The 20,153-nt window shown below is 34.3% G+C and carries 15 protein-coding genes, 1 tRNA gene and 1 pseudogene; 16 read left to right on the forward strand and 1 reads right to left on the reverse strand.

Features of this window, described 5'->3' with window-relative positions; genetic code table 11:
* The first annotated feature begins 32 nt into the window (after window positions 1–32).
* Complete coding sequence (odhB, locus tag ACEN2H_RS08390) at window positions 33–1,274, forward strand: 2-oxoglutarate dehydrogenase complex dihydrolipoyllysine-residue succinyltransferase (protein WP_441731885.1); 1,242 nt, start codon at window positions 33–35, stop codon at window positions 1,272–1,274.
* A gap of 380 nt (window positions 1,275–1,654) precedes the next feature.
* Window positions 1,655–5,254 carry a T9SS type A sorting domain-containing protein gene (locus ACEN2H_RS08395; RefSeq protein WP_441731886.1) on the forward strand — a complete coding sequence of 1,200 codons (3,600 nt, stop codon included), beginning with the start codon at window positions 1,655–1,657 and terminating at the stop codon, window positions 5,252–5,254.
* A gap of 81 nt (window positions 5,255–5,335) precedes the next feature.
* On the opposite strand, the gene ACEN2H_RS08400 is transcribed toward ACEN2H_RS08395, so the two are convergent.
* Window positions 5,336–5,776, reverse strand: coding sequence for a retropepsin-like aspartic protease (locus tag ACEN2H_RS08400; RefSeq protein ID WP_441731887.1), 441 nt, complete (start codon window positions 5,774–5,776; stop codon window positions 5,336–5,338).
* Between the two features lie 93 nt (window positions 5,777–5,869).
* Here ACEN2H_RS08400 and ACEN2H_RS08405 point away from each other — a divergent pair, with 93 nt between their 5' ends.
* From ACEN2H_RS08405 to ACEN2H_RS08470, 14 genes and pseudogenes are all read left to right on the forward strand, one after another.
* Window positions 5,870–6,637 (forward strand): TatD family hydrolase, encoded by a 768-nt coding sequence (locus ACEN2H_RS08405; protein ID WP_441731888.1) that lies wholly within the window; start codon window positions 5,870–5,872, stop codon window positions 6,635–6,637.
* Window positions 6,638–6,698: 61 nt separating this feature from the next.
* Complete coding sequence (locus ACEN2H_RS08410; protein WP_441731889.1) at window positions 6,699–7,841, forward strand: 1-acyl-sn-glycerol-3-phosphate acyltransferase; 1,143 nt, start codon at window positions 6,699–6,701, stop codon at window positions 7,839–7,841.
* Window positions 7,825–8,853 carry an asparaginase gene (locus ACEN2H_RS08415; protein ID WP_441731890.1) on the forward strand — a complete coding sequence of 343 codons (1,029 nt, stop codon included), beginning with the start codon at window positions 7,825–7,827 and terminating at the stop codon, window positions 8,851–8,853. Before ACEN2H_RS08410 ends, ACEN2H_RS08415 begins: the two co-directional genes overlap by 17 nt.
* 61 nt (window positions 8,854–8,914) lie before the next feature.
* Window positions 8,915–9,002 (forward strand) — tRNA-Ser (locus ACEN2H_RS08420).
* Between the two features lie 271 nt (window positions 9,003–9,273).
* A complete protein-coding gene (locus tag ACEN2H_RS08425; RefSeq protein ID WP_441731891.1) occupies window positions 9,274–10,518 on the forward strand; it encodes a site-specific integrase in 1,245 nt (414 codons plus the stop codon).
* 115 nt (window positions 10,519–10,633) lie between these two features.
* Entirely contained in the window at window positions 10,634–11,473 is an 840-nt protein-coding gene (locus tag ACEN2H_RS08430) for an RteC domain-containing protein (RefSeq protein ID WP_441731892.1), read from the forward strand.
* Between the two features lie 292 nt (window positions 11,474–11,765).
* Window positions 11,766–12,068, forward strand: a complete 303-nt coding sequence (locus ACEN2H_RS08435; RefSeq protein ID WP_441731893.1) for a helix-turn-helix domain-containing protein — start codon at window positions 11,766–11,768, stop codon at window positions 12,066–12,068.
* 80 nt (window positions 12,069–12,148) lie between these two features.
* Complete coding sequence (locus ACEN2H_RS08440) at window positions 12,149–13,000, forward strand: transcriptional regulator (RefSeq protein WP_441731894.1); 852 nt, start codon at window positions 12,149–12,151, stop codon at window positions 12,998–13,000.
* Window positions 12,984–13,643: an ATPase gene (locus tag ACEN2H_RS08445; protein WP_441731895.1), complete on the forward strand. Its 660-nt coding sequence runs from the start codon at window positions 12,984–12,986 to the stop codon at window positions 13,641–13,643. The genes ACEN2H_RS08440 and ACEN2H_RS08445 overlap by 17 nt, the downstream gene beginning before the upstream one ends.
* Window positions 13,644–13,736: 93 nt before the next feature.
* On the forward strand, window positions 13,737–14,393 hold the full coding sequence (locus ACEN2H_RS08450; RefSeq protein WP_441731896.1) for a hypothetical protein: 657 nt from the start codon (window positions 13,737–13,739) through the stop codon (window positions 14,391–14,393).
* Between the two features lie 263 nt (window positions 14,394–14,656).
* Entirely contained in the window at window positions 14,657–15,052 is a 396-nt protein-coding gene (locus ACEN2H_RS08455; protein ID WP_441731897.1) for a hypothetical protein, read from the forward strand.
* 76 nt (window positions 15,053–15,128) lie between these two features.
* A pseudogene (locus tag ACEN2H_RS08460) lies at window positions 15,129–15,580 on the forward strand (N-formylglutamate amidohydrolase).
* Between the two features lie 414 nt (window positions 15,581–15,994).
* Window positions 15,995–18,823 (forward strand): hypothetical protein, encoded by a 2,829-nt coding sequence (locus tag ACEN2H_RS08465; protein WP_441731898.1) that lies wholly within the window; start codon window positions 15,995–15,997, stop codon window positions 18,821–18,823.
* Between the two features lie 513 nt (window positions 18,824–19,336).
* A partial coding sequence (locus ACEN2H_RS08470) for a carboxypeptidase-like regulatory domain-containing protein (protein ID WP_441731899.1) occupies window positions 19,337–20,153 on the forward strand: 817 nt, incomplete at its 3' end.

Here is a 20,153-nt window from a genome sequence, read left to right on the forward strand (position 1 = left end):
AATAAAAATTCATAATTTAAAAATTATAAAAGATGATTTTAGAAATGAAAGTCCCATCACCAGGGGAATCTATCAAGGAAGTTGAAATTGCAACTTGGTTAGTAAAAGACGGAGATTATGTAGAGAAAGACCAAGCAATTGCCGAGGTTGATTCTGACAAAGCAACACTAGAATTACCAGCTGAAGCAAGCGGGACTATCACATTAAAAGCAGAAGAAGGTGATGCAGTGGCAGTAGGAGCTGTAGTTTGTTTGATTGATACATCTGCAACTAAACCAGCTGATTCAACTGCAGCTGCAAAAGAGACTCCAACAGCGGAAGAGGCTCCAACAAAGGCTCCAGTTGCCGAAGCTCCAAAAGCAGCTCCGGCTCCAGCAGCTCCAGCAGCAACTTATGCTTCAGGTACTCCATCTCCTGCGGCAAAGAAAATATTAGATGAAAAAAATATTGCTCCAGCTTCAGTAAAAGGAACTGGTAAAGAAGGAAGAATCACTAAAGATGATGCCGTAAATGCAACGCCCTCTATGGGTACTCCTACAGGAGGAAGCCGCAGTTCTGTACGTTCAAAACTGTCGATGTTGCGTCGTAAAGTAGCAGAAAGACTGGTTAGCGCCAAAAATGAAACTGCAATGTTGACTACTTTTAACGAAGTTAATATGACGCCAATTAACTTGATTCGTAATCAATATAAAGAGGAGTTCAAAGCAAAACACGCTGGAATAGGTCTGGGTTATATGTCGTTTTTTACAAAAGCGGTTACCAGAGCATTGAAAATGTATCCTGACGTAAATTCTATGATGGACGGGGATTATAAAATAGCATACGATTTTTGCGATATTTCAATTGCGGTTTCTGGACCAAAAGGATTAATGGTTCCCGTGGTTCGTAATGCTGAAAACCTTACTTTCCGTGGTGTTGAAGCTGATATCAAAAGATTAGCAATAAAAGCACGTGACGGTCAAATTACCGTTGACGACATGACTGGAGGTACCTTTACCATTACTAATGGTGGTGTTTTTGGTAGTATGTTAAGTACGCCAATCATCAACCCTCCTCAATCAGGAATTCTTGGTATGCACAACATTATCGAACGTCCTATTGCAGTAAACGGAAAAGTGGAAATTCACCCAATGATGTTTGTGGCGCTTTCTTATGACCACAGAATTATTGATGGCCGTGAGTCAGTTGGTTTCCTAGTTGCCATTAAAGATGCTCTAGAGAATCCAATGGAGTTATTGTTAGACAACAATCCTAAAAAAGCATTTGAGCTTTAAACAATAAAGACCTCAAAATTAATGAATCCCTTATCAGTTATAAAACTGACAAGGGATTTTTTTTGAATTGATAAATAATATTAATGTAATTTTTTATCTTTTTTTATGCGGTTTTTATTTTTATGTGCTTAAAAAATAATTAATGATGCAAATTTTATTGCTTAAAAATAAGAATCTGCCATTACATTACCACAACATTTAAGCTGCTTGTCATTTTCAACACTTCGCTTTAAATATTGTAAATGCATGCAAATAGGCTTATTTACTGCTTCTAATAGAAAACGGCTTCATCGTAGTATTGTATAGTTTTTAAATACTTGACTTTTAAAGTAGTAGTGTATAACATTCCTAAATTTGGAAAGAACCAATAACTTAATATTATGAAAAAAATTACTTTATTATTTTTCCTCTTGACTTTTTCATTAGGATATTCGCAGGTGGTCCTAGAGAACTTTAGTTCTGGAATTACTACTTCAAACTGGAAAGGAGATCAAGGATTAGGTTCTGCTACTACAGAAACTTTAAGTCCTAATGGATTAGCAGGGAAAATAATCACCTCTAATGCAGCAGGTGCTAATCCGTGGCAAAACGCTCAACTGTACATGCAGTCAAATTATATTGATTTAAGCACTACTAAAGTGGTTACTGTTGATGTTTATTCAACTACTGCTTTTGCTATGCTTGCGAAAGTTGTAGATGGTAAATCAGGTCCAGAGTCTGCTGCAGAAGCTGCTCATACCGGTAGTGGCTGGGAAACACTTAGTTTTAATTTCAGTGCTCCAAAAGATGGGACAGCTGTTGCAAATGGTGAATATGCAAGAATACTTTTCTTTCCGTTGTGGAAGCTTGGTGGTGGTTTTAACGCTCTAGCAGTAACAACCACTTATGTTGACAACGTTAAAGCTATAGCAGGAGCAGCTATTGTAGCGGCAGCTGAAATTTCAGCTGGACCAGCTAATCCACCAGCAAGAAGCACGAGTGATTACGTATCATTTTACAATGGTATTGCAAGTCCTGTTGCTCCACAATACACTAATTTAGCTGGAGTTATTTTCGATAAATTTGGGACTTCAACTTCTATAGATGACCTTATTTTAGCTGACGGTAATACTGTTAAAAAATACACGAATCACAATTACTCAGGTATCGGTGGTGGAGATGTTGATGTGTCGACAATGACAAAATTTCACATAGATGTTTATTCTCCAAACTTTACATCACTCAGCATTAAGTTTGAAGATGTTAATAAGGCAGCTAAAGAGATAGTAGTTGTCGGTGCAAAAACACAAGGAGCATGGAATTCTTATGATTTGGATTTAAGTACGTACCCAGGAGTTGATTTAGCTCATTTAAAATGGATTGTTCCTGTTACAAATGCGGGTACTACGATGTACGTTGACAATGTTTATTTTTATAAGCCAGCTGCTGCAGATCCAGTAAAAATAGCGAGTTTAAGTGACTTGAAAGTGGACGGTGTAAGTGTAGCTGGTTTTGCAGCTGGTACATTAAATTATTCTGTAGTACTTCCAAAGGAAACAACAACGATTCCTCAGATTACAGCAGTAACAACAACAAACAGTGCCGCAACGCAAATTATAACTCAGGCATTAGCACTTCCAGGTGACGCTACGGTAGACGTCACATCGGAAGATGGAACTGTAACTGCAACATATACGGTGTCTTATACTTTAGACGCGAGTACAGCTTGCCAAGGAACATCTAAAGAGGTGCCAACTAATGGCACCGCATTTTCTGAGGGCTACACCTATAAATTTGAAACGTTAGCAAATGGGACTGATGTAAAAATTACCTTTACGGTGCTAGATACTGACAAGCCTGGTATGGCTAACGTAGAATTGTTTCGCAGTCCTTCTACCTTTACTGCTATGACCTTGGTTTCTGGGCAGCAGTATTCAGCAATTATTACGGGGCAACTTCCTGGCGCAGAACTTTCTTTAGCTGGTAGATTTCCATATGCAGAAGGAGGTGTAATTCAAACTAAAAATTTCAAATACATTGTTGGTGATAATTGCAGTGCTGGTAATGGTGGTGTTAAAGTTACTACGTTAACTGACCTTAAAGTTGATGCACAAACAGTAGCTGGTTTTGCAGCGGATAAATTAAATTATTCTTTGGTACTTCCAAAGGGGACAACAACAATACCGCAAATTACTGCAGTAACAACAACAAATAGTTTAGCATCGATAGCTATAACTCAAGCATCTGCGCTTCCAGGGGATGCTAATGTAGTCGTTACATCGGAAGATGGAACTATAACTTCACAATATACGGTGTCTTTTACTTTAGACGCTAGTACAGATTGCGAGGGAACATCTAAAGAAGCTTTTGACGGGTCATTTTCTGAGGGCTATACCTATAAATTTGAAACATTAGCAAATGGAACTGATGTGAAAATTACTTTTACGGTTTTAGATACTGACAAAGAGGGTATTGCTAACGTAGAATTGTTTCGCAGTCCTTCTACCTTTACTCCTATGACCTTGGTTTCTGGGCAGCAGTATACAGTAACTATAATGGGGCAGGATCCTGGTGCAGAACTTTCTTTAGCTGCTAAATTTCCATATGCAGCTGGTGGTGTAGCTCAAACTAAAAATTTCAAATACACTGTTGGTGATCGTTGTGAAAGCATAACAACAGTGACAATAGACGGTTCGTCGGAATTAACTGGATATTTAAATTGGTTTAACAAAGACGGATCTTATGCTAGTGGTTCAGCGTGGGGTATAGCAGACGTAAAAACTGTTTCGGATGCTACAGCTGATACTGTTTCGCTTTCTCCGAACTTTAGTACATATAATACAACTGATTCTTATTGGTCAGACGGTGCAGGAAAAGGGAACAAAATAATAGAAGGAAACTCATTTATTGAGAATAGTGCATTAGCTGGTCAAATACTTACTTTTAATGGTGATGTTGCTAGTAATACCTTAGCTGATGGGTACACTGCAATTGCTTTTATAAAGGGATTAGATCCGAACAATGGTTATACAGATGTTCTTGGAATTACGGCTCCCTTAGTAGCTGGCCAAGCGTTCAGTATTACGACAACTACAGCTATTTCTGCAGGATTAATTGTTCAGTATGGTTTTACGATAAAAGGATTAAATGGTAATCCTGCTGATGAAGCAGCATTAGGAAAAGTTGTGATAGGTAAGATTGCTGTGTCTGAGCCATCCTCAACAGTAACAATAGACGGTTCATCGGAATTAACTGGATATTTAAATTGGTTTAACAAAGACGGATCTTATGCTAGTGGTTCAGCGTGGGGTATAGCAGACGTAAAAACTGTTTCGGATGCTACAGCTGATACTGTTTCGCTTTCTCCGAACTTTAGTACATATAATGCAACTGATTCTTATTGGTCAGACGGTGCAGGAAAAGGGAACAAAATAATAGAAGGAAACTCATTTATTGAGAATAGTGCATTAGCGGGTCAAATACTTACTTTTAATGGTGATGTTGCTAGTAATACCTTAGCTGATGGGTACACTGCAATTGCTTTTATAAAGGGATTAGATCCGAACAATGGTTATACAGATGTTCTTGGAATTACGGCTCCCTTAATAGCTGGCCAAGCGTTCAGTATTACGACAACTACAGCTATTCCTGCAGGATTAATTGTTCAGTATGGTTTTACGATAAAAGGATTAAATGGTAATCCTGCTGATGAAGCAGCATTAGGAAAAGTTGTGATAGGTAAGACTACTTTAGGAACTACTAAATTTGAAATTTCGAATGTAAAAATGTATCCTAACCCGGTTAAAAACAATTTGACAATAGAAGCAAACAGTACTATTGAAAGAGTTTCTGTTTACAATATCCTAGGTCAAGAAGTTCTAACAACTAGACCAAGTGCTAATGCAGCAACTTTGCAAACTAGCAACTTGCAAAAAGGAATATATATTGTTAAAACGGAAATTGACGGAAAAGTGTCAGCTTCTAAAATAATAAAAGAATAAGTTTAATAGAGTTTGTAGTAGTTCAAAAGAGCGCATCGATAACCCGATGCGCTTTTTGTTTATAAGTTATTCAGTGTTATTTTATTTAAGTAGGTATAAGTAATGATTGTAATAATCTACAATCGCTCTTCCTTTCATTAATACGTCGGCACCAATTATGCCATGTACCGGTTTTGATTTATGCTGAATTAATGCTTCGTTTACATGAGACAAATCAAAAATCACTAAATTAAATCCCAGATCTTTCCATAAACCTAATTGAAGAGTGTTATTTGAAGCTGTTTGTGTTTGCATTCCTGTTGCACCAGCACCAGAGGCTTTTGTTTTCGAATCTTCTGCTTCGAGTTGAAATAAGCTTACACTTTCAAATCCTACACAACTATTTGATGCTCCTGTGTCTAGGATGAACTTACCAACCACACCATTGATTTTTGCTTTTATCAAAAGGTGATGTGTCTTGGTGATTTTAAATTTTATTTTTTTGTATTTTTCTTTTTGGAGGAATTCGTGTAGGTTTTTCATAATTCAAAGCTGAAAATCAAAAGTAATCTAAATTACTGTGAATCTAAAAAACAACAATTCAAAATGCTAACTTTGCTTCTTTAAATGAAAACAATGACAATTACAGATACGCATACCCATTTATACTCAGAGGAATTTGATCAGGACCGTGATGAAATGATGCAAAGAGCAATTCAAGCGGGTGTTACTCGGTTTTTTATTCCAGCGATAGATTCTTCTTGTACTCAAGCTATGTATGATTTGGAAAAAAATTATCCAGACAATGTTTTCCTGATGATGGGACTACATCCTACTTATGTAAAAGAAAATTATCTTGAGGAGCTGCAACATGTAGAAGAGGAACTCGATAAAAGAAAGTTCTATGCCATCGGTGAGATTGGGATCGACTTATATTGGGACAAAACGCATTTGAAGGAACAGCAAGACGCTTTTAGAAAGCAGATTCAATTAGCGAAAAAACATAAGCTCCCCATCATAATCCATTGTCGTGAAGCTTTTGATGAAATATTTGAGATTTTGGAGGAAGAAAAATCAAATGATTTGTTTGGGATATTTCATTGCTTTTCTGGGACTTATGAGCAGGCCTTGTTGGCGATATCTTATAATATGAAATTGGGAATCGGTGGAGTAGTTAGTTTTAAAAACGGAAAGATTGATCAGTTTTTGAGCCAAATTGATTTAAAGCATATCGTTTTAGAGACGGATTCACCTTATCTTGCTCCGGTTCCATTTCGAGGTAAAAGAAATGAAAGTAGTTACTTGATTAATGTATTGGACAAGTTGGTCCATATTTACGGCCTTTCGGCAGAAGATATTGCAACTGCGACAACTGAAAATTCTAAGGAAATTTTCGGTATTTAAAACAGAATTCATTATAATTTAATATTTTTTTTGTTCATTTGCGCACCATAAATTACTAAAAATGCAAAAATTTGATACTATTCGGCCATTTTTTGATGCCGAAATAAACGATGCCATATTGAAAGTGATTAATCATCCTATGATGAAGGCGTTGATGAATTTTACTTTTCCGCAGGTAGAAGATTCTGTTTGGAAAGAGCAATTGAGAAAAACGCAATCTATTCGTGATTTTCAATGTAATTTTATTTATCACTCTATGCGTAAAATCATTGAAAAAAGTTCCGATGGTTTGACGACTTCTGGTTTTGAAAAATTAGAAAAGGGGAAATCTTATTTATTTGTATCCAATCATCGAGACATCCTTTTAGATACCACCCTGTTAAATACGGCATTATTTGAGCATGGCTTGGTGATGACTGCATCTGCGATTGGTGATAATTTAGTTAAAAAAGATTTTCTTAACGTATTGGCAAAGATGAATCGAAATTTTCTAGTTAGAAGAGGCTTGACACCAAGAGAGATGTTAGAAAGTTCAAGGACATTGTCAGAATATATCCGTCATTTGTTATTAGAGGAAAGCCGCTCCGTTTGGATTGCGCAACGTGAAGGAAGAACTAAAGACGGGAATGACGCCACGAATCCTGGAGTTCTGAAAATGGTAGGAATGGCTTCTGATGGAATGGATCTCATGGATTATTTCAAAAACATCAAAGTGGTCCCGGTTTCACTATCCTATGAGTACGATCCTACTGACGTCCTGAAAATCCCCCAATTACTGGCCGAGGCTAATAATGAAATATACATTAAGGAAAAAAACGAAGATTTTATGACGCTTCTTAGTGGTGTGATGGGACAGAAAAAAAGAATACACATGCATATAGGAGATGTGCTAAATACTGAAATTGATAAAATCAAAGAAGAATTTGATAAGCCTAATAAACAAATATTGGCCTTGGCGCAAGTAATTGATGATTCAATATTGAGTAATTATAAGTTATGGCCTACTAATTATATCGCTTATGATATTTTGAATAATAGAGCTGTGTATTCCCATTTATATACTGAAGAAGAAAAATCGCTTTTTGAGCGTAGATTAGAAATGAGAATAGATGCAGAAAACCCTATAGCGTTGCAAGGCTTGCTGTCAATGTATGCTAATCCAGTGGTTAATAAATTAAAATACCATAATGAACTCAAAGGCTAAAATACTTTTATTATATACCGGCGGTACCATAGGGATGCGCAAAGACTTTGATACCGGTGCCTTAAAAGCATTTAATTTTAGCAAGTTATTGAATAGGATTCCTGAATTGAAACAATTGGAGTGCGAGATTGAAACCATTTCATTTGAGGAGCCGATTGATTCGTCTAACATGAACCCTCAAGAGTGGGCTAAAATAGCTTCTGTTATTGGAGACAATTATTTGGGATTTGATGGCTTCGTAGTATTGCACGGCTCGGACACTATGTCTTACTCAGCTTCTGCATTGAGTTTTATGCTAGAGAACTTATCAAAACCAGTTGTATTCACAGGTTCTCAATTGCCAATTGGAGATTTACGTACCGACGCCAAAGAAAACTTGATTACAGCTATCCAAATTGCTTCTTTACGAGAAAATGGTCAGGCAGTTGTTACTGAGGTTTGTCTTTATTTTGAATACAAATTGTATAGGGGAAACAGAACAACTAAAATAAATGCGGAGCACTTTAAGGCATTCACTTCACCAAACTATCCTGAATTAGTAGAGTCCGGTGTCAACCTAAAGATCAGACGCGAATTGTTGTTGCCTATGCAGCAAGGCAAAGAATTGGTAGTTCATGAAAACTTAGATAATAACGTAGTTATAGTTAAAATGTTTCCTGGAATGAGTAAAACAGTTCTAGCCGCAATTCTGGATATCCAGAACTTAAAAGGAATTGTACTTGAAACTTATGGTTCTGGAAATGCACCGACAGAAGATTGGTTTATATCGCTGCTTTTAAAGGCCATAAACAAAGGCATATATATCATTAATGTAACTCAATGCTCTGCCGGTAGTGTAAACATGGGGCAGTATGATACTAGTACTGCGATGAAAGAGATAGGTGTCATCTCTGGCAAGGATATTACGACAGAAGCGGCAATTACAAAACTGATGTATCTATTGGGCCAGAATATAGCTGCGACCGAGTTTAAAATGATCTTTGAAACATCTTTGCGAGGAGAAATGATATAATATCGCTTTTTACTTTTGTAAGTCAGTTTTTTGTGTGTTATTTGCATCCTGAAATAAAAACAGAGAGGTGGCCGAGTGGCTGAAGGCGCACGCTTGGAAAGCGTGTATATGGCAACATATCGAGGGTTCGAATCCCTTTCTCTCTACCAATATAAAAACAAATGGTATAAAAACCCCGTAAATCTTATGATTTACGGGGTTTTTACTTTTACGACATAGTCAAATTAGTCATCAAATCTCATCTTTTAAGAGTCAAAATCGAGACCCAAAAAAATATCCAATCTAGGGTCTCGCTAAATTGGCTTAAGCCATACAAATAAAGGGTTCAGCAACATGTTTGTTGAAGTGTTCATCATTTGAACATCTTGTTTGGTTTGGTATAGAAATTTAAATTGATTACTAATTAAAAGGTTACCAACTATGAAAACAAAAATCACATTGCACTTTTATGCGAAGAGCACAAAACCTAATGCAGCTGGACAGTTGCCAATCTATGTGCGATTAACCGTTGATGGCAAACGAATGGAGTTCAGTACCAAAAAATTTATTGATTCCAGTAAATGGTCTCCGGAAATGTCAAAAATGAAGGGCAGTACGGAAGAAGCCCGTTCATTAAATGAATATCTAAATTTGGTTAAATCGAAAATATTCGACATCCAAATGGAATTGATACATCAAAATGAAATCCTCACAATTGAAGTCTTCAAAAACAAACTTCTGGGCATCCAAGAACGTGGTCGAATGCTCCTTCCTATTTTTGTAGAACACAATCGTAAAATGAAAGAACTTGTCGGGATTGAATATGCACCTGGCACACTGGAGCGATACAAAACGTCCCTCAGTCATACCAAAGACTTTTTACTATGGAAATACAAAGTGTCCGATATTGAAATCTCCAAAATAGATTACGCCTTCATTACTGAATACGAATTTTATTTACGAAGCGTCCGGAATTGCGCGAACAATACTGCGGTAAAATACATCAAAAACTTCCACAAAATAATCAATCAATGTTTAGCCAATGGATGGCTAAGCAAGGATCCGTTTTTTAATTACAAATCCAAGGTTAAAGAAGTGGAGCGGGTATATTTGACAGAAGAGGAAATTCAAAATATTATCAATAAGGATTTCAAAATAGAACGAGTAGCGATGGTTCGTGATATATTTATTTTTAGCTGCTTTACTGGCTTGGCGTATATTGACGTTAAACAGTTAACTAAAAATCATATTAGTTTGGGTATAGATGGAGACAAATGGATTTTTAAGAACCGTCAAAAAACGGATATTACGTCTAAGATTCCATTGTTGCCCATGGCTATGGAAATTGTCGATAAATATAAAAATCATCCAACCTGTGTAAATGAAAATAGACTGTTGCCTATTTTGAGCAATCAAAAAATGAATGCCTATTTAAAAGAAATTGCTGATGTCTGCGAAATTAATAAAGAACTTACCTTTCACATTGCCAGACATACTTTTGCCACAACAATAACACTTTCTAATGGGGTACCTATTGAAACCGTAAGTAAAATGCTGGGCCATACCAACTTAAAAACTACTCAGCATTATGCTAAGATTCTGGATAAGAAAATTAGTAGCGATATGATGATTCTAAAAGAAAAGTTCAAAATCACGAATCAAATAAAGCTCGACAAGACTAATTAAATCAACACATCACTAAAATTCGGTAAGGTATTATCAAATAATTAACTTTTTTATAAGATTTAACTTTACAATAATAGTATACTTTAGTTTAATTTTTGTAAACTAAAACGTATATATGCAAATATATTGCTCGACTTTCTTTTGTGAATTTGAATTGGAGATTGAAAAAATTAAAAATAAAACTATCGATCCTATCTGTCAGGCGAAAGAAGTAATTCAGTATATTGAATTAAAGCTTAAAGAGCTTTTTAAATGGTTGAAGAAATATATATTCAATTCTGTTGAAGATGAAATTCACTTTTTTAAAGAACTAAAAATTAAGATTACCTCAAAATACATCTTGTATAAAAAAATATTGGAAATCGAGTTGAAATCTCCTTCCAATAGCAAAAAACTTAAAATACGGCATCTCAAAAAAGCACTTGATATTTGTTATCAATTTTCTAAAAAAGACAAGGAATTTTATAAATATTTCCGATCTGGTAGCAGTTACAATGATCATTTGTACTTTATAAGAAACTTAGGTAAACAGATAATTAATTCAGATGTAATTTTAATAAATTTCGATAAAAAATTGTGTACGTCTCATGATTTGAAATTGGCTACTATCATCGCAAATGATATCCTAGAAATTTACTTGGAAGAAAAAATTGAGCAAATAAGCAACAGTTGTAATACAAAGCATTCTGCAGTAAAATCAAAACTTATATGGACGGGTACAAAAATTGAAATGGTAGAATTGATTTATTCGCTATATTACCAAAAAATATTTAACGGTGGAAAAGTCGAAATTAAAGAAATTGCGGAAGAGTTTAGTAGAGCTTTCAACATACAATTGGACAATAGTATCTATCGTTGCTTTAGTGACATTAAAAACAGACCTGATCCAAAAGGGAAGTTTCTAAACGGACTTTCTCTGAATTTAGATGAAAATATCAACAACGAATTTGACTAAGCCTAGCAATTGCAGGGCTTTTTTTTAGATAAATATTAGTTTTGTAAGAATTCATTACCCAAGCTTGGGTCGTATTGGGTTTATACTCCAAAAACACCATTTTTGGCCCAAAAACCACTAATTTTCTAATTTTGTTAAAACGGAGTTTTTCATGTTTTGAAAAAAAAACTACTATAAACAAAGGGATTTAAGGTAATTTAAGGTAAAATAGCACCCAACTTGGGTTCACCTTGGGTTTAAATGTCAAACAAATGAAATTAATTTGTGATCTAACAATTTAATTCATTTAGACATGAACTTACATCCTAAAAAATTATTTCCTGGAGTAGAGAATTTAGAACTACTCAACCACCAACCCATAACCAAAAGAGACCTGCTAAATTTCAGTAATGTGATGCTCTCCGAAATCAAAGAGATGGTCGGTAGGCAAGAACAGCCGGCGCAATGGTTAAAATCATCTGAAGTCCGAAAACTACTCAAAATTTCTCCTGGTACTTTACAAAATCTCCGTATCAACGGAACACTAAACTTCACCAAAATTGGCAGCATCATTTATTACAAATACGAGGAAATCTTGAAAATTCTTAGCCCTTAACTTATAATCGTTCACTTTTCACAGTCATCGCGACTGCAGTTGCGATACAGTTGCAATTTTAACTATCTACAAAAAAAAACATGAACTACATCAAACACCTAACAGGATTTTTTGATAAAGTTGTCTCGGACAACTCTCTCAATCCTACACATATCAGTCTGTACATTTCCATTTTCCAGTTTTGGAACCTCAACCGTTTTCAGAATCCCATCAGCATTACCCGAGATGAGGTTATGCGAATTAGTAAAATATGTTCTAAAGCAACTTATCACAAATGCATGAGAGAAATGCATGATAAAGGGTATTTAAAATATGAGCCGTCGTATAATCCATTTCGCGGAAGTCTAGTGCACCTGATCAATTTTTCAGATGACTTAAAACCAGTTCAAAAAAAAGACCGCAAAGTGTTAAAAAATGAACAAACAATTGAACAAGTAGTAAACAAGCAACAGACAAGTAGTGATACAGGCACTGAACAAGCGCTGGTATCTTCTATAAACAGTATAAACAATACAAACAGTATAAACGGTTTAAACGTAAATGAACAGACACAAAATTTTAATAATGAAAATGCGAACTTCATTTTGAAAGATGATTGTGATAGCGGGCGAGGTGTCCAGGAAGATGCTGAGGGAGGAGATGCAAAAAAAATAGCACGGGAAAAAAAGGACACAATCCCACCAGATTGGACTGATATTTTGGTTTTTTTTAAAGAGAAAAATAATTCCAATATCGAAGCCGAAAAATTCTTCAATCATTTTCAAAGTAACGGCTGGTTAGTGGGAGGGAAATCAAAAATGAAAGACTGGAAAGCGGCAGCGCGAAATTGGATAATTAATGCTCAAAAGTTCAATTCTATAACAAAACAAAACACCCCAACGCCGGGCAATCTTAAAACCACAATTCACAAAAACTATGCAGAACCATTGTAGTGATATCCGGTCAACATTTCATATTCAAAAAAACGTAAAAATCTATGATTTCAGCAAATGTGTACAATTTCTTGAAGTACAAGGACAGTTTCTTTATGGGGCTAATTTCAGGACTTTTCCGGAGGACATGGAACTAATATACAAATTGATAATTTATTGCATTAGAGATGAAGAAAACGCCAAAAAACTAAACCTCAATATCAACAAAGGACTTTTGATTTCGGGCCCGGTTGGCTGCGGTAAAACGACATTGATGAATCTCTGTAATTTATTTTCCCGAAGAGGATATGAATTTAAGGTAAAACCATGTCGGGAAATTGCCTTTGAATTTGGAGCCAATGGATTTGAAAGTCTAGGTTCATACACCAATAAGTCTCCTTTGCAAAAACGGCTCAATTCCTTTTGTTTTGATGACTTAGGAAGCGAAAAACAAATCAAACATTTTGGAAACGACTGTAACGTAATGGCCGAAATCCTCCTCAGCCGTTACGATCATTATGTAGAAAATAATACTTTCACTCACACCACCACAAACCTATCTGCCTCAGAATTGGAAGATTTATACGGGAACCGGGTTCGTTCAAGAATGCGTAATATGTTCAACCTAATCGCCTTTACCTCATCATCAAAAGACAAACGATGACATTCCCCTCTTTCGTAAAGCCTGTCAGGTTCTACAAGGGGGAGTGCCCGACGGCTGAGGATGTAAAGACTAATTCTTAAATTAAAAATTTAAATGAAAAAAATCAACACCTTCTGGAACTGGTTCCAAGATAACAATCAAACCATCAAAAACTTAATCAACGAAACCCCTTTAAACCAAAAACACATCAGCTTTTGGCTAAGCAAAAACCTTGGCTATTATTGCAAAGAAATCGACTTTATGATTGTCTATCCAAAAGTCTGCAATGGAAAAATCGAACTGATTATGACCGCCAATGGCAACCCAGAATACTTTAATCAAGTAATTGATTTAGTCGACAAAGCTCCACAATTAAAAAATTGGAAATTCACCGCGTTTATCCAGCCAACCGAGAAAATTGAGGAACTCATGAAGGGCCTTGATGAACCATACATCTTCCATGAGATTACATTAAAAGCAAGTGAACTCAAATTTATAACTTTAGAATATGATGAAAATACTAACAAATTGGATATTATAATTTTTCTAAAAAACACCACTTTGCAGTGTAACACCAAAACATTAAAACAAGCTATTTTTATCATTCTCCAAGATCTGCTAGGAGAAAAATCATTGTACCAAAATATCAATTTGATTCATCTGGCACACTCGAGTGATAAAGAGCATAGAAAGGGTATACGGGATAATGATGAGCAATTGATCTACTTGTATGAACTGCAATTGTACATTGATGAAATAGACAAAAAATAATTAACAGATCCATGGGTTACCTTTCTCCACATTTTCTATTAATAGGAAAATAAAGTTTTTGCCCAGAGCAAAAAAAGGACTAATAACTTATTTTTATAAATCATATCAACTATCAATGTTCAATAATTATAAAATATCAAAAAGCAAAACCAATAGTATCACCAGCCTTTCTGCAAACATTCTTTCGAATAAATAAAAGCAGCTTATTTCAAGAAGATATAAAAATCCAAAACTAATTAATCAGTAACCTAAATTTAGCATATATGTTATTTGGAGCCCACCCCATCCGTAGAATGAGTCATTCTTTAATGGATAAAATCTTTGCTATTGAAGAAGAAGTAAAAGAAGAATTAGCTCTACATTCTTCGTACCAAGAAGTTATTAAAGAACTCGAAAAGTTGTCAATTGATGTAAAACAATGCACTATTGTCGAAATTCTCCATATTCTCGATGTAAAATTACAAGAAGTATATGTAAAATGTAAATCAGCAGATTCCAACTGTCCGTATCGTCGATACGAAATAACACCGCAAAACCAAAACCTGCATCTGATCAGAACTAATATAAGAGAGACAGCGATATGGATGTATGATGGACAACGACACGATATACCTATTGAATTAAGAAAAAAATGTTTTTATAGATTAATAAACTTCTAAGCGAAAACCTATGAAATGACTTATTTTACATATTCCGCATGCTGCGACGAATATTCCTCTCACCGAAGGCTATTTGGTGTCTGAAACTATTTTAAATCAGGAAATTCTCAAGCTCACCGACTGGTGTACCGATGACTTGTTTGAAAATAACGAAGATGCCAGCATCAAAGCTCCTTTTTTAAGAATATTTTGCGATACTGAACGCTTTTCCGACGACAGCCTGAAGTGATGGCACAATACGGTATGGGAGTTTTATATAAAAAAACAGATTCCGGAGAATCATTAAGAAAAGTAACTGCTGAGTTGCGCACTCAAGTTGTAGACAATTATTATTGGAAACATCACAATCGGTTTTCAGATGCCGTGAAAAATCAATTGGCAAAAAACAGTACCGTAACAATTGTTGATTGTCAATCCTATCCTTCAAATCCTGTTGTGCGCGATTTAGATCAAAATCCAAATCGTCCTGATTTTAATATTGGTACGGATGGCTTTAATACTCCTCAAAATTTAATAAAAGAGTCTTGAGACAATGACATTTTAACTGAATTTTGGGCGAAGAAGTTTCATAATTGCATGATAAAAAAGAAGATTTTTAATCCGTACTGAAAAGAGAAATCGAATGGGACTATATATAAGTAAAAGTTTAATTTTTAGTCATGACTTTAAACTATCGGAAATTCTAAAATAGAGACTTTCGATTGATTAAATGGGCTTCTATTTCAATGGGAGATTGTCCTTCTCTTGACACCTATAAAACAAGAGTAATGTTCTGTAGTATCTGTTAACAATATATTGTCATTTTTTTTTGTTTATATTTGATTTTATTTAAAAAAAAATGAGGATTTGATAAAGTTTATTAAAAAGTATAATGCTAATATTCAATATAGAAATAATAATAGTATTAATAGGCAATTAATATTTGTCTTTTGTTTGCTGATTATGAACTCTACGTTTGCGCAGGGTTTCAAGATGCCTGGAATTCCATTCATAAAAAATTTCACAGAAGAGGACGTGAATTATGAGTTAACAGTTTTTGGCATGTCACAAAATGCAAACGGTATAATGTATTTTGCAACTCCGAAAGCTCTGCTAGAGTACGATGGAGTTCGTTGGAATAGTTATACTGCTGGCCAAGAAACTGATTTGCGTGCAGTGTTTTATAAAGATGATAAGCATATATATACTTCCGGACATGGTGGTTTTGGATATTGGTCGAATAATGAAAAGGGCGGTTTAAAATACAGAAGTTTATTTTTCAAGAAACCTTTAAAGCACGACACATTACTTCCTGTTTTTTCAAGAATTACGGAAATTGATGGGAAAATTTATTTTCAAACTTTTCAACAAATATTTATCTATGACCCACTACTTGATAAGTTAGATTCGATTTCAGCTTATAAAGGATTTAATTTGTTGTTCTCATCAAAAGGGAGAGCATTTATCCAAGACTCTGGGATGGGACTTTTCGAGATAAAAGGAAATAGTCGTGTTTTAATTGCAGGTACTGAGAAACAAAATATTCATATTTCGGGTGTATCAGTTAACGGTTTGAATGAGTTGACAATAGTTACTAAAGAGAACGGAGTTTGGCGATGGAAAAATGAAATATTTTCAAAATTGGAATGGGGTTTAAATACTATTCTTGAAGAATATCTGACTAACGATATTCAGGACTTTGATAAGAATAAGCTTATAATTGGTACGGTTAGAAATGGTATTTATGTTGTCTCTTCTGAAGGAAAAATACTTTTGCATTTAGAAAAAAATACAGGGTTATTAAACAATGCTGTGAAAAGGGTCTTTGCTGATTTAAACAATAATTTGTGGTTAGCAATGGAGAAGGGCATAAGTTACGTCCAAGCGAATAGTTACACAAATTATTTAACTGATACTGAAGGTAAATTAGGAACTGTTTATACCTGCTATTTAAAAGATTCTCTACTTTACTTAGGAACTAATCAAGGTCTTTTTGTTAAGAACATTACAAATTTAAAATCTGAACCAGAATTAATCGAAAAAGGAATTGGGCAGATCTGGGATATTGAAGAGGTTAATAACGAGTTATTAGTAGGTGCGCATGAAGGTGTTTATAGAATCGATTACAAAACTCTTAAAGTGGTTCATCTTGAGGGTGGCGCTTGGAATTTTATAAAAAATCCAAAGCTTGACGATATAATGTATGTTGGTTTTTATTCCGGTATAGCTGTATTTAAAATGATAGGTGGTGAATGGAAATTTCAAAAAAAATGGGATGCATACGGCGAGTCTTCTAGGTTTATTGAATTTGATAAGTATGGCCAATTGTGGGTCGCTCATCCAACTAAAGGTTATTATCGCTTACGTTTGTCTGAAGATGGTATGGAGCTAAAAGAACATGAATTTTATGGTGTTACCAATAAGTATGTACAGATTAATGCCTATTTATGTAAAATTGACGATGACTTAGTTTTCTATAACCCAAAAGGTTATTTTAATTATGACCCTATTGAAAACACATTCACAAAGTCAAAATATCCATCAGAGCTATTTAAAAGGATTAAGGGAATAAATAGTGTTTTTCAATGTGAAAACATCTTTTGGTATTCTACTCCAAAATCTGTAGGTTATGTTTTTAGAAACGGGACTAGTTTTAATAATTATACCGAACAGTTTTTTTCGATTAGAAAAAAACATCTTGACGACTTCAACAAATTCGAGAGGATTAATGATTCTGTTTTTGCTATCGGTATCAGTAATGGTTTGGTTTTTCATAATATTGGTAATAAGCAAAAAGATAAGCAAAATGATCCAATAACAATTCGTTATGTTAAATTGATCAGTACAAATGATACCATCATTGCTCCAATCAATTATAAAGGAGTAATAGAAATTCCATATAGAAATAGTTTTCTTTCGATTGGAATAGCTCTACCAAAAACACCTATTGCGAATTCTTTAAAGATTCAGTACAAACTTAGCGGGTTAAGTAATGAATGGTCTGATTGGGGTTATATGACTGAGTTAACTTTTCCTGGTCTATCACCTGGTAGCTATTCTTTAGAGATAAGATCTAGAGGAGAAAATACAATTAATTCTAAAATTGTAAAACTTGAATTTAAAGTATTGCGTCCTTGGTACTTTAGTAATGTCTCATTAGCTGTATACGGCTCTTTACTTATATTATTTAATGTTTTTTATCGAAATTATTTCAGAAAAAAGAATAAAAAACAGCTCACTTTGATGAAATCTGCAGAAGAAGAAAAAAGGAATCGCCAGGAAGAAAAGTTTGAAAGAGACAAGCTAAAAATAGAAAAAGAAATCCTGCTATTAGGAGAAGAAAACTTAAGCCTTGAAATAAAAAAGAAAAATTCAGAATTAGCAAGTTCCACACTAAATAATATTAAGAAAAACGAACTGCTTTTAAACTTGATAGAAGATATAGAGAAAATTGATAAGGAAGTACTTAATAAATCACTTCACTCACCTATTAAAAAAATAATTAAAAAAATTAACTATCATCTTGTAGATAAAGATGATTGGCTGACTTTTGAACTTAATTTTAGAAATGCACATACTGATTTTTTTAAAAAATTAAGAGATAAACATCCAGATTTGTCATCTGCTGAAATAAAATTAAGTGCCTACTTAAAACTAAATCTTTCTTCAAAAGAAATCGCCTCCTTGATGCATATATCAATTAGAAGTGTTGAGCAAAGTCGCTATCGCCTGAGAAAAAAGCTAAACTTACCCCAAGATGGGAGCTTAGTAAACTACATTCAGACCTTTTAAATCATCACTATTAAAAATGCTTAAGTATATTAAAACCAATTAATTAAAAAAAAATTGTAGAGGTTTTGTAGAGGTGCTTATAGCTTAATATGTGTTTTTGTAGGTGTATGATCACCGTGCTTTCAACCAAATTTAATCAATATTTGTAATGTAAAAAAAAGGTTTTCTAAATCTTTTTTAATTTTCCATTAAGGATTATTCAAATATATGCCATACGTATTAGAGTCAAAAAATGTTTAACGTATTTATACTCAAAACTAAATATTGAAGAGACGAGTTTTTTTAATAATGATTCTTTTGACTAGTAGCAAAAAGTTACTCGATACAAAATTTTATTATGGCACAGGGCAGAATGTAATAAGTCATTATGAAATATATAGCACGATAGAATTAGCTATTCGAAAATGAATAAAAAAATACAATATCATTCGTGTATTGGATAACCGACGATGCATGATTAATTATATCTCAAATTATTGAGGTGCTAAAACCAATAAATTAAAACCAATTATTATGAAGGAACAGCTTTTAAATTATTCAATAAAACGAGGAAAAAAGACACTTCTTGCCCTAGCCTTATTTTTATGTTTTGGAGTCGGTATGGCTCAGGTTTCTGTAAAAGGAACAGTTAATGATATAGGGGAGCAGCCCCTACCAGGAGCCAGTATCATTATAAAAGGAACTAATAAAAATACCCAGACAGATTTTGACGGTAATTTTTCCATTGAAGCAACAAATGGAGATATTCTTATTATTTCATATCTTGGATTTATCAGCAAGGAAGTAACTTTAACTGAAGAAACAAGCATAATCATAATACTTAAAGAATCAACAAACACTTTAGATGAGGTTGTTGTGGTTGGTTACGGAAGTAAGTCGAAAACAAAACTGATTTCTTCTATTTCAACGGTAGATACTGAAGCTTTGAAAAAGCAGCCTGTAGCAAATTTAAGTAATGCTTTAGAAGGATTAGCATCCGGTTTGTTTGTTAGACAAGGTTCTGGTGAACCTGGTTTTAGTAATTCAAGCTTTGAAGTAAGAAACTTTGGTAGTGCATTAGTTATTGTTGATGGAGCTCCTGGTGACTTAAATCAGTTAGACCCTAATGAAATTGAAAGTATTTCGGTTTTAAAAGATGCTGCTGCTGCAGCTATTTATGGTGTGCAAGGTGGTAACGGTGTGGTTTTAATTCAAACCAGAAAGGGTAAATTAGGAAAGCCAAAACTTACCTATAGCAATCAGTTTACTTTTACTTCTTTCACCTCTTTTCCGGAGTATTTAACCTCTGCTGAATATGGCGAGGTTTTAAATGAAGGCTTATTAAATGCAA

Source organism: Flavobacterium sp. W22_SRS_FP1 (assembly GCF_052113685.1).
GTDB lineage: Bacteria > Bacteroidota > Bacteroidia > Flavobacteriales > Flavobacteriaceae > Flavobacterium.

What these genes read in the sequence shown, in the direction of transcription:
- odhB (WP_441731885.1), top strand. Translation starts at nt 33, where the DNA reads ATGATTTTAGAAATGAAAGTCCCATCACCAGGGGAATCTATCAAGGAA.
- ACEN2H_RS08395 (WP_441731886.1), top strand. Translation starts at nt 1,655, where the DNA reads ATGAAAAAAATTACTTTATTATTTTTCCTCTTGACTTTTTCATTAGGA.
- ACEN2H_RS08400 (WP_441731887.1), bottom strand. Translation starts at nt 5,776, where the DNA reads ATGAAAAACCTACACGAATTCCTCCAAAAAGAAAAATACAAAAAAATA.
- ACEN2H_RS08405 (WP_441731888.1), top strand. Translation starts at nt 5,870, where the DNA reads ATGACAATTACAGATACGCATACCCATTTATACTCAGAGGAATTTGAT.
- ACEN2H_RS08410 (WP_441731889.1), top strand. Translation starts at nt 6,699, where the DNA reads ATGCAAAAATTTGATACTATTCGGCCATTTTTTGATGCCGAAATAAAC.
- ACEN2H_RS08415 (WP_441731890.1), top strand. Translation starts at nt 7,825, where the DNA reads ATGAACTCAAAGGCTAAAATACTTTTATTATATACCGGCGGTACCATA.
- ACEN2H_RS08425 (WP_441731891.1), top strand. Translation starts at nt 9,274, where the DNA reads ATGAAAACAAAAATCACATTGCACTTTTATGCGAAGAGCACAAAACCT.
- ACEN2H_RS08430 (WP_441731892.1), top strand. Translation starts at nt 10,634, where the DNA reads ATGCAAATATATTGCTCGACTTTCTTTTGTGAATTTGAATTGGAGATT.
- ACEN2H_RS08435 (WP_441731893.1), top strand. Translation starts at nt 11,766, where the DNA reads ATGAACTTACATCCTAAAAAATTATTTCCTGGAGTAGAGAATTTAGAA.
- ACEN2H_RS08440 (WP_441731894.1), top strand. Translation starts at nt 12,149, where the DNA reads ATGAACTACATCAAACACCTAACAGGATTTTTTGATAAAGTTGTCTCG.
- ACEN2H_RS08445 (WP_441731895.1), top strand. Translation starts at nt 12,984, where the DNA reads ATGCAGAACCATTGTAGTGATATCCGGTCAACATTTCATATTCAAAAA.
- ACEN2H_RS08450 (WP_441731896.1), top strand. Translation starts at nt 13,737, where the DNA reads ATGAAAAAAATCAACACCTTCTGGAACTGGTTCCAAGATAACAATCAA.
- ACEN2H_RS08455 (WP_441731897.1), top strand. Translation starts at nt 14,657, where the DNA reads ATGTTATTTGGAGCCCACCCCATCCGTAGAATGAGTCATTCTTTAATG.
- ACEN2H_RS08465 (WP_441731898.1), top strand. Translation starts at nt 15,995, where the DNA reads ATGAACTCTACGTTTGCGCAGGGTTTCAAGATGCCTGGAATTCCATTC.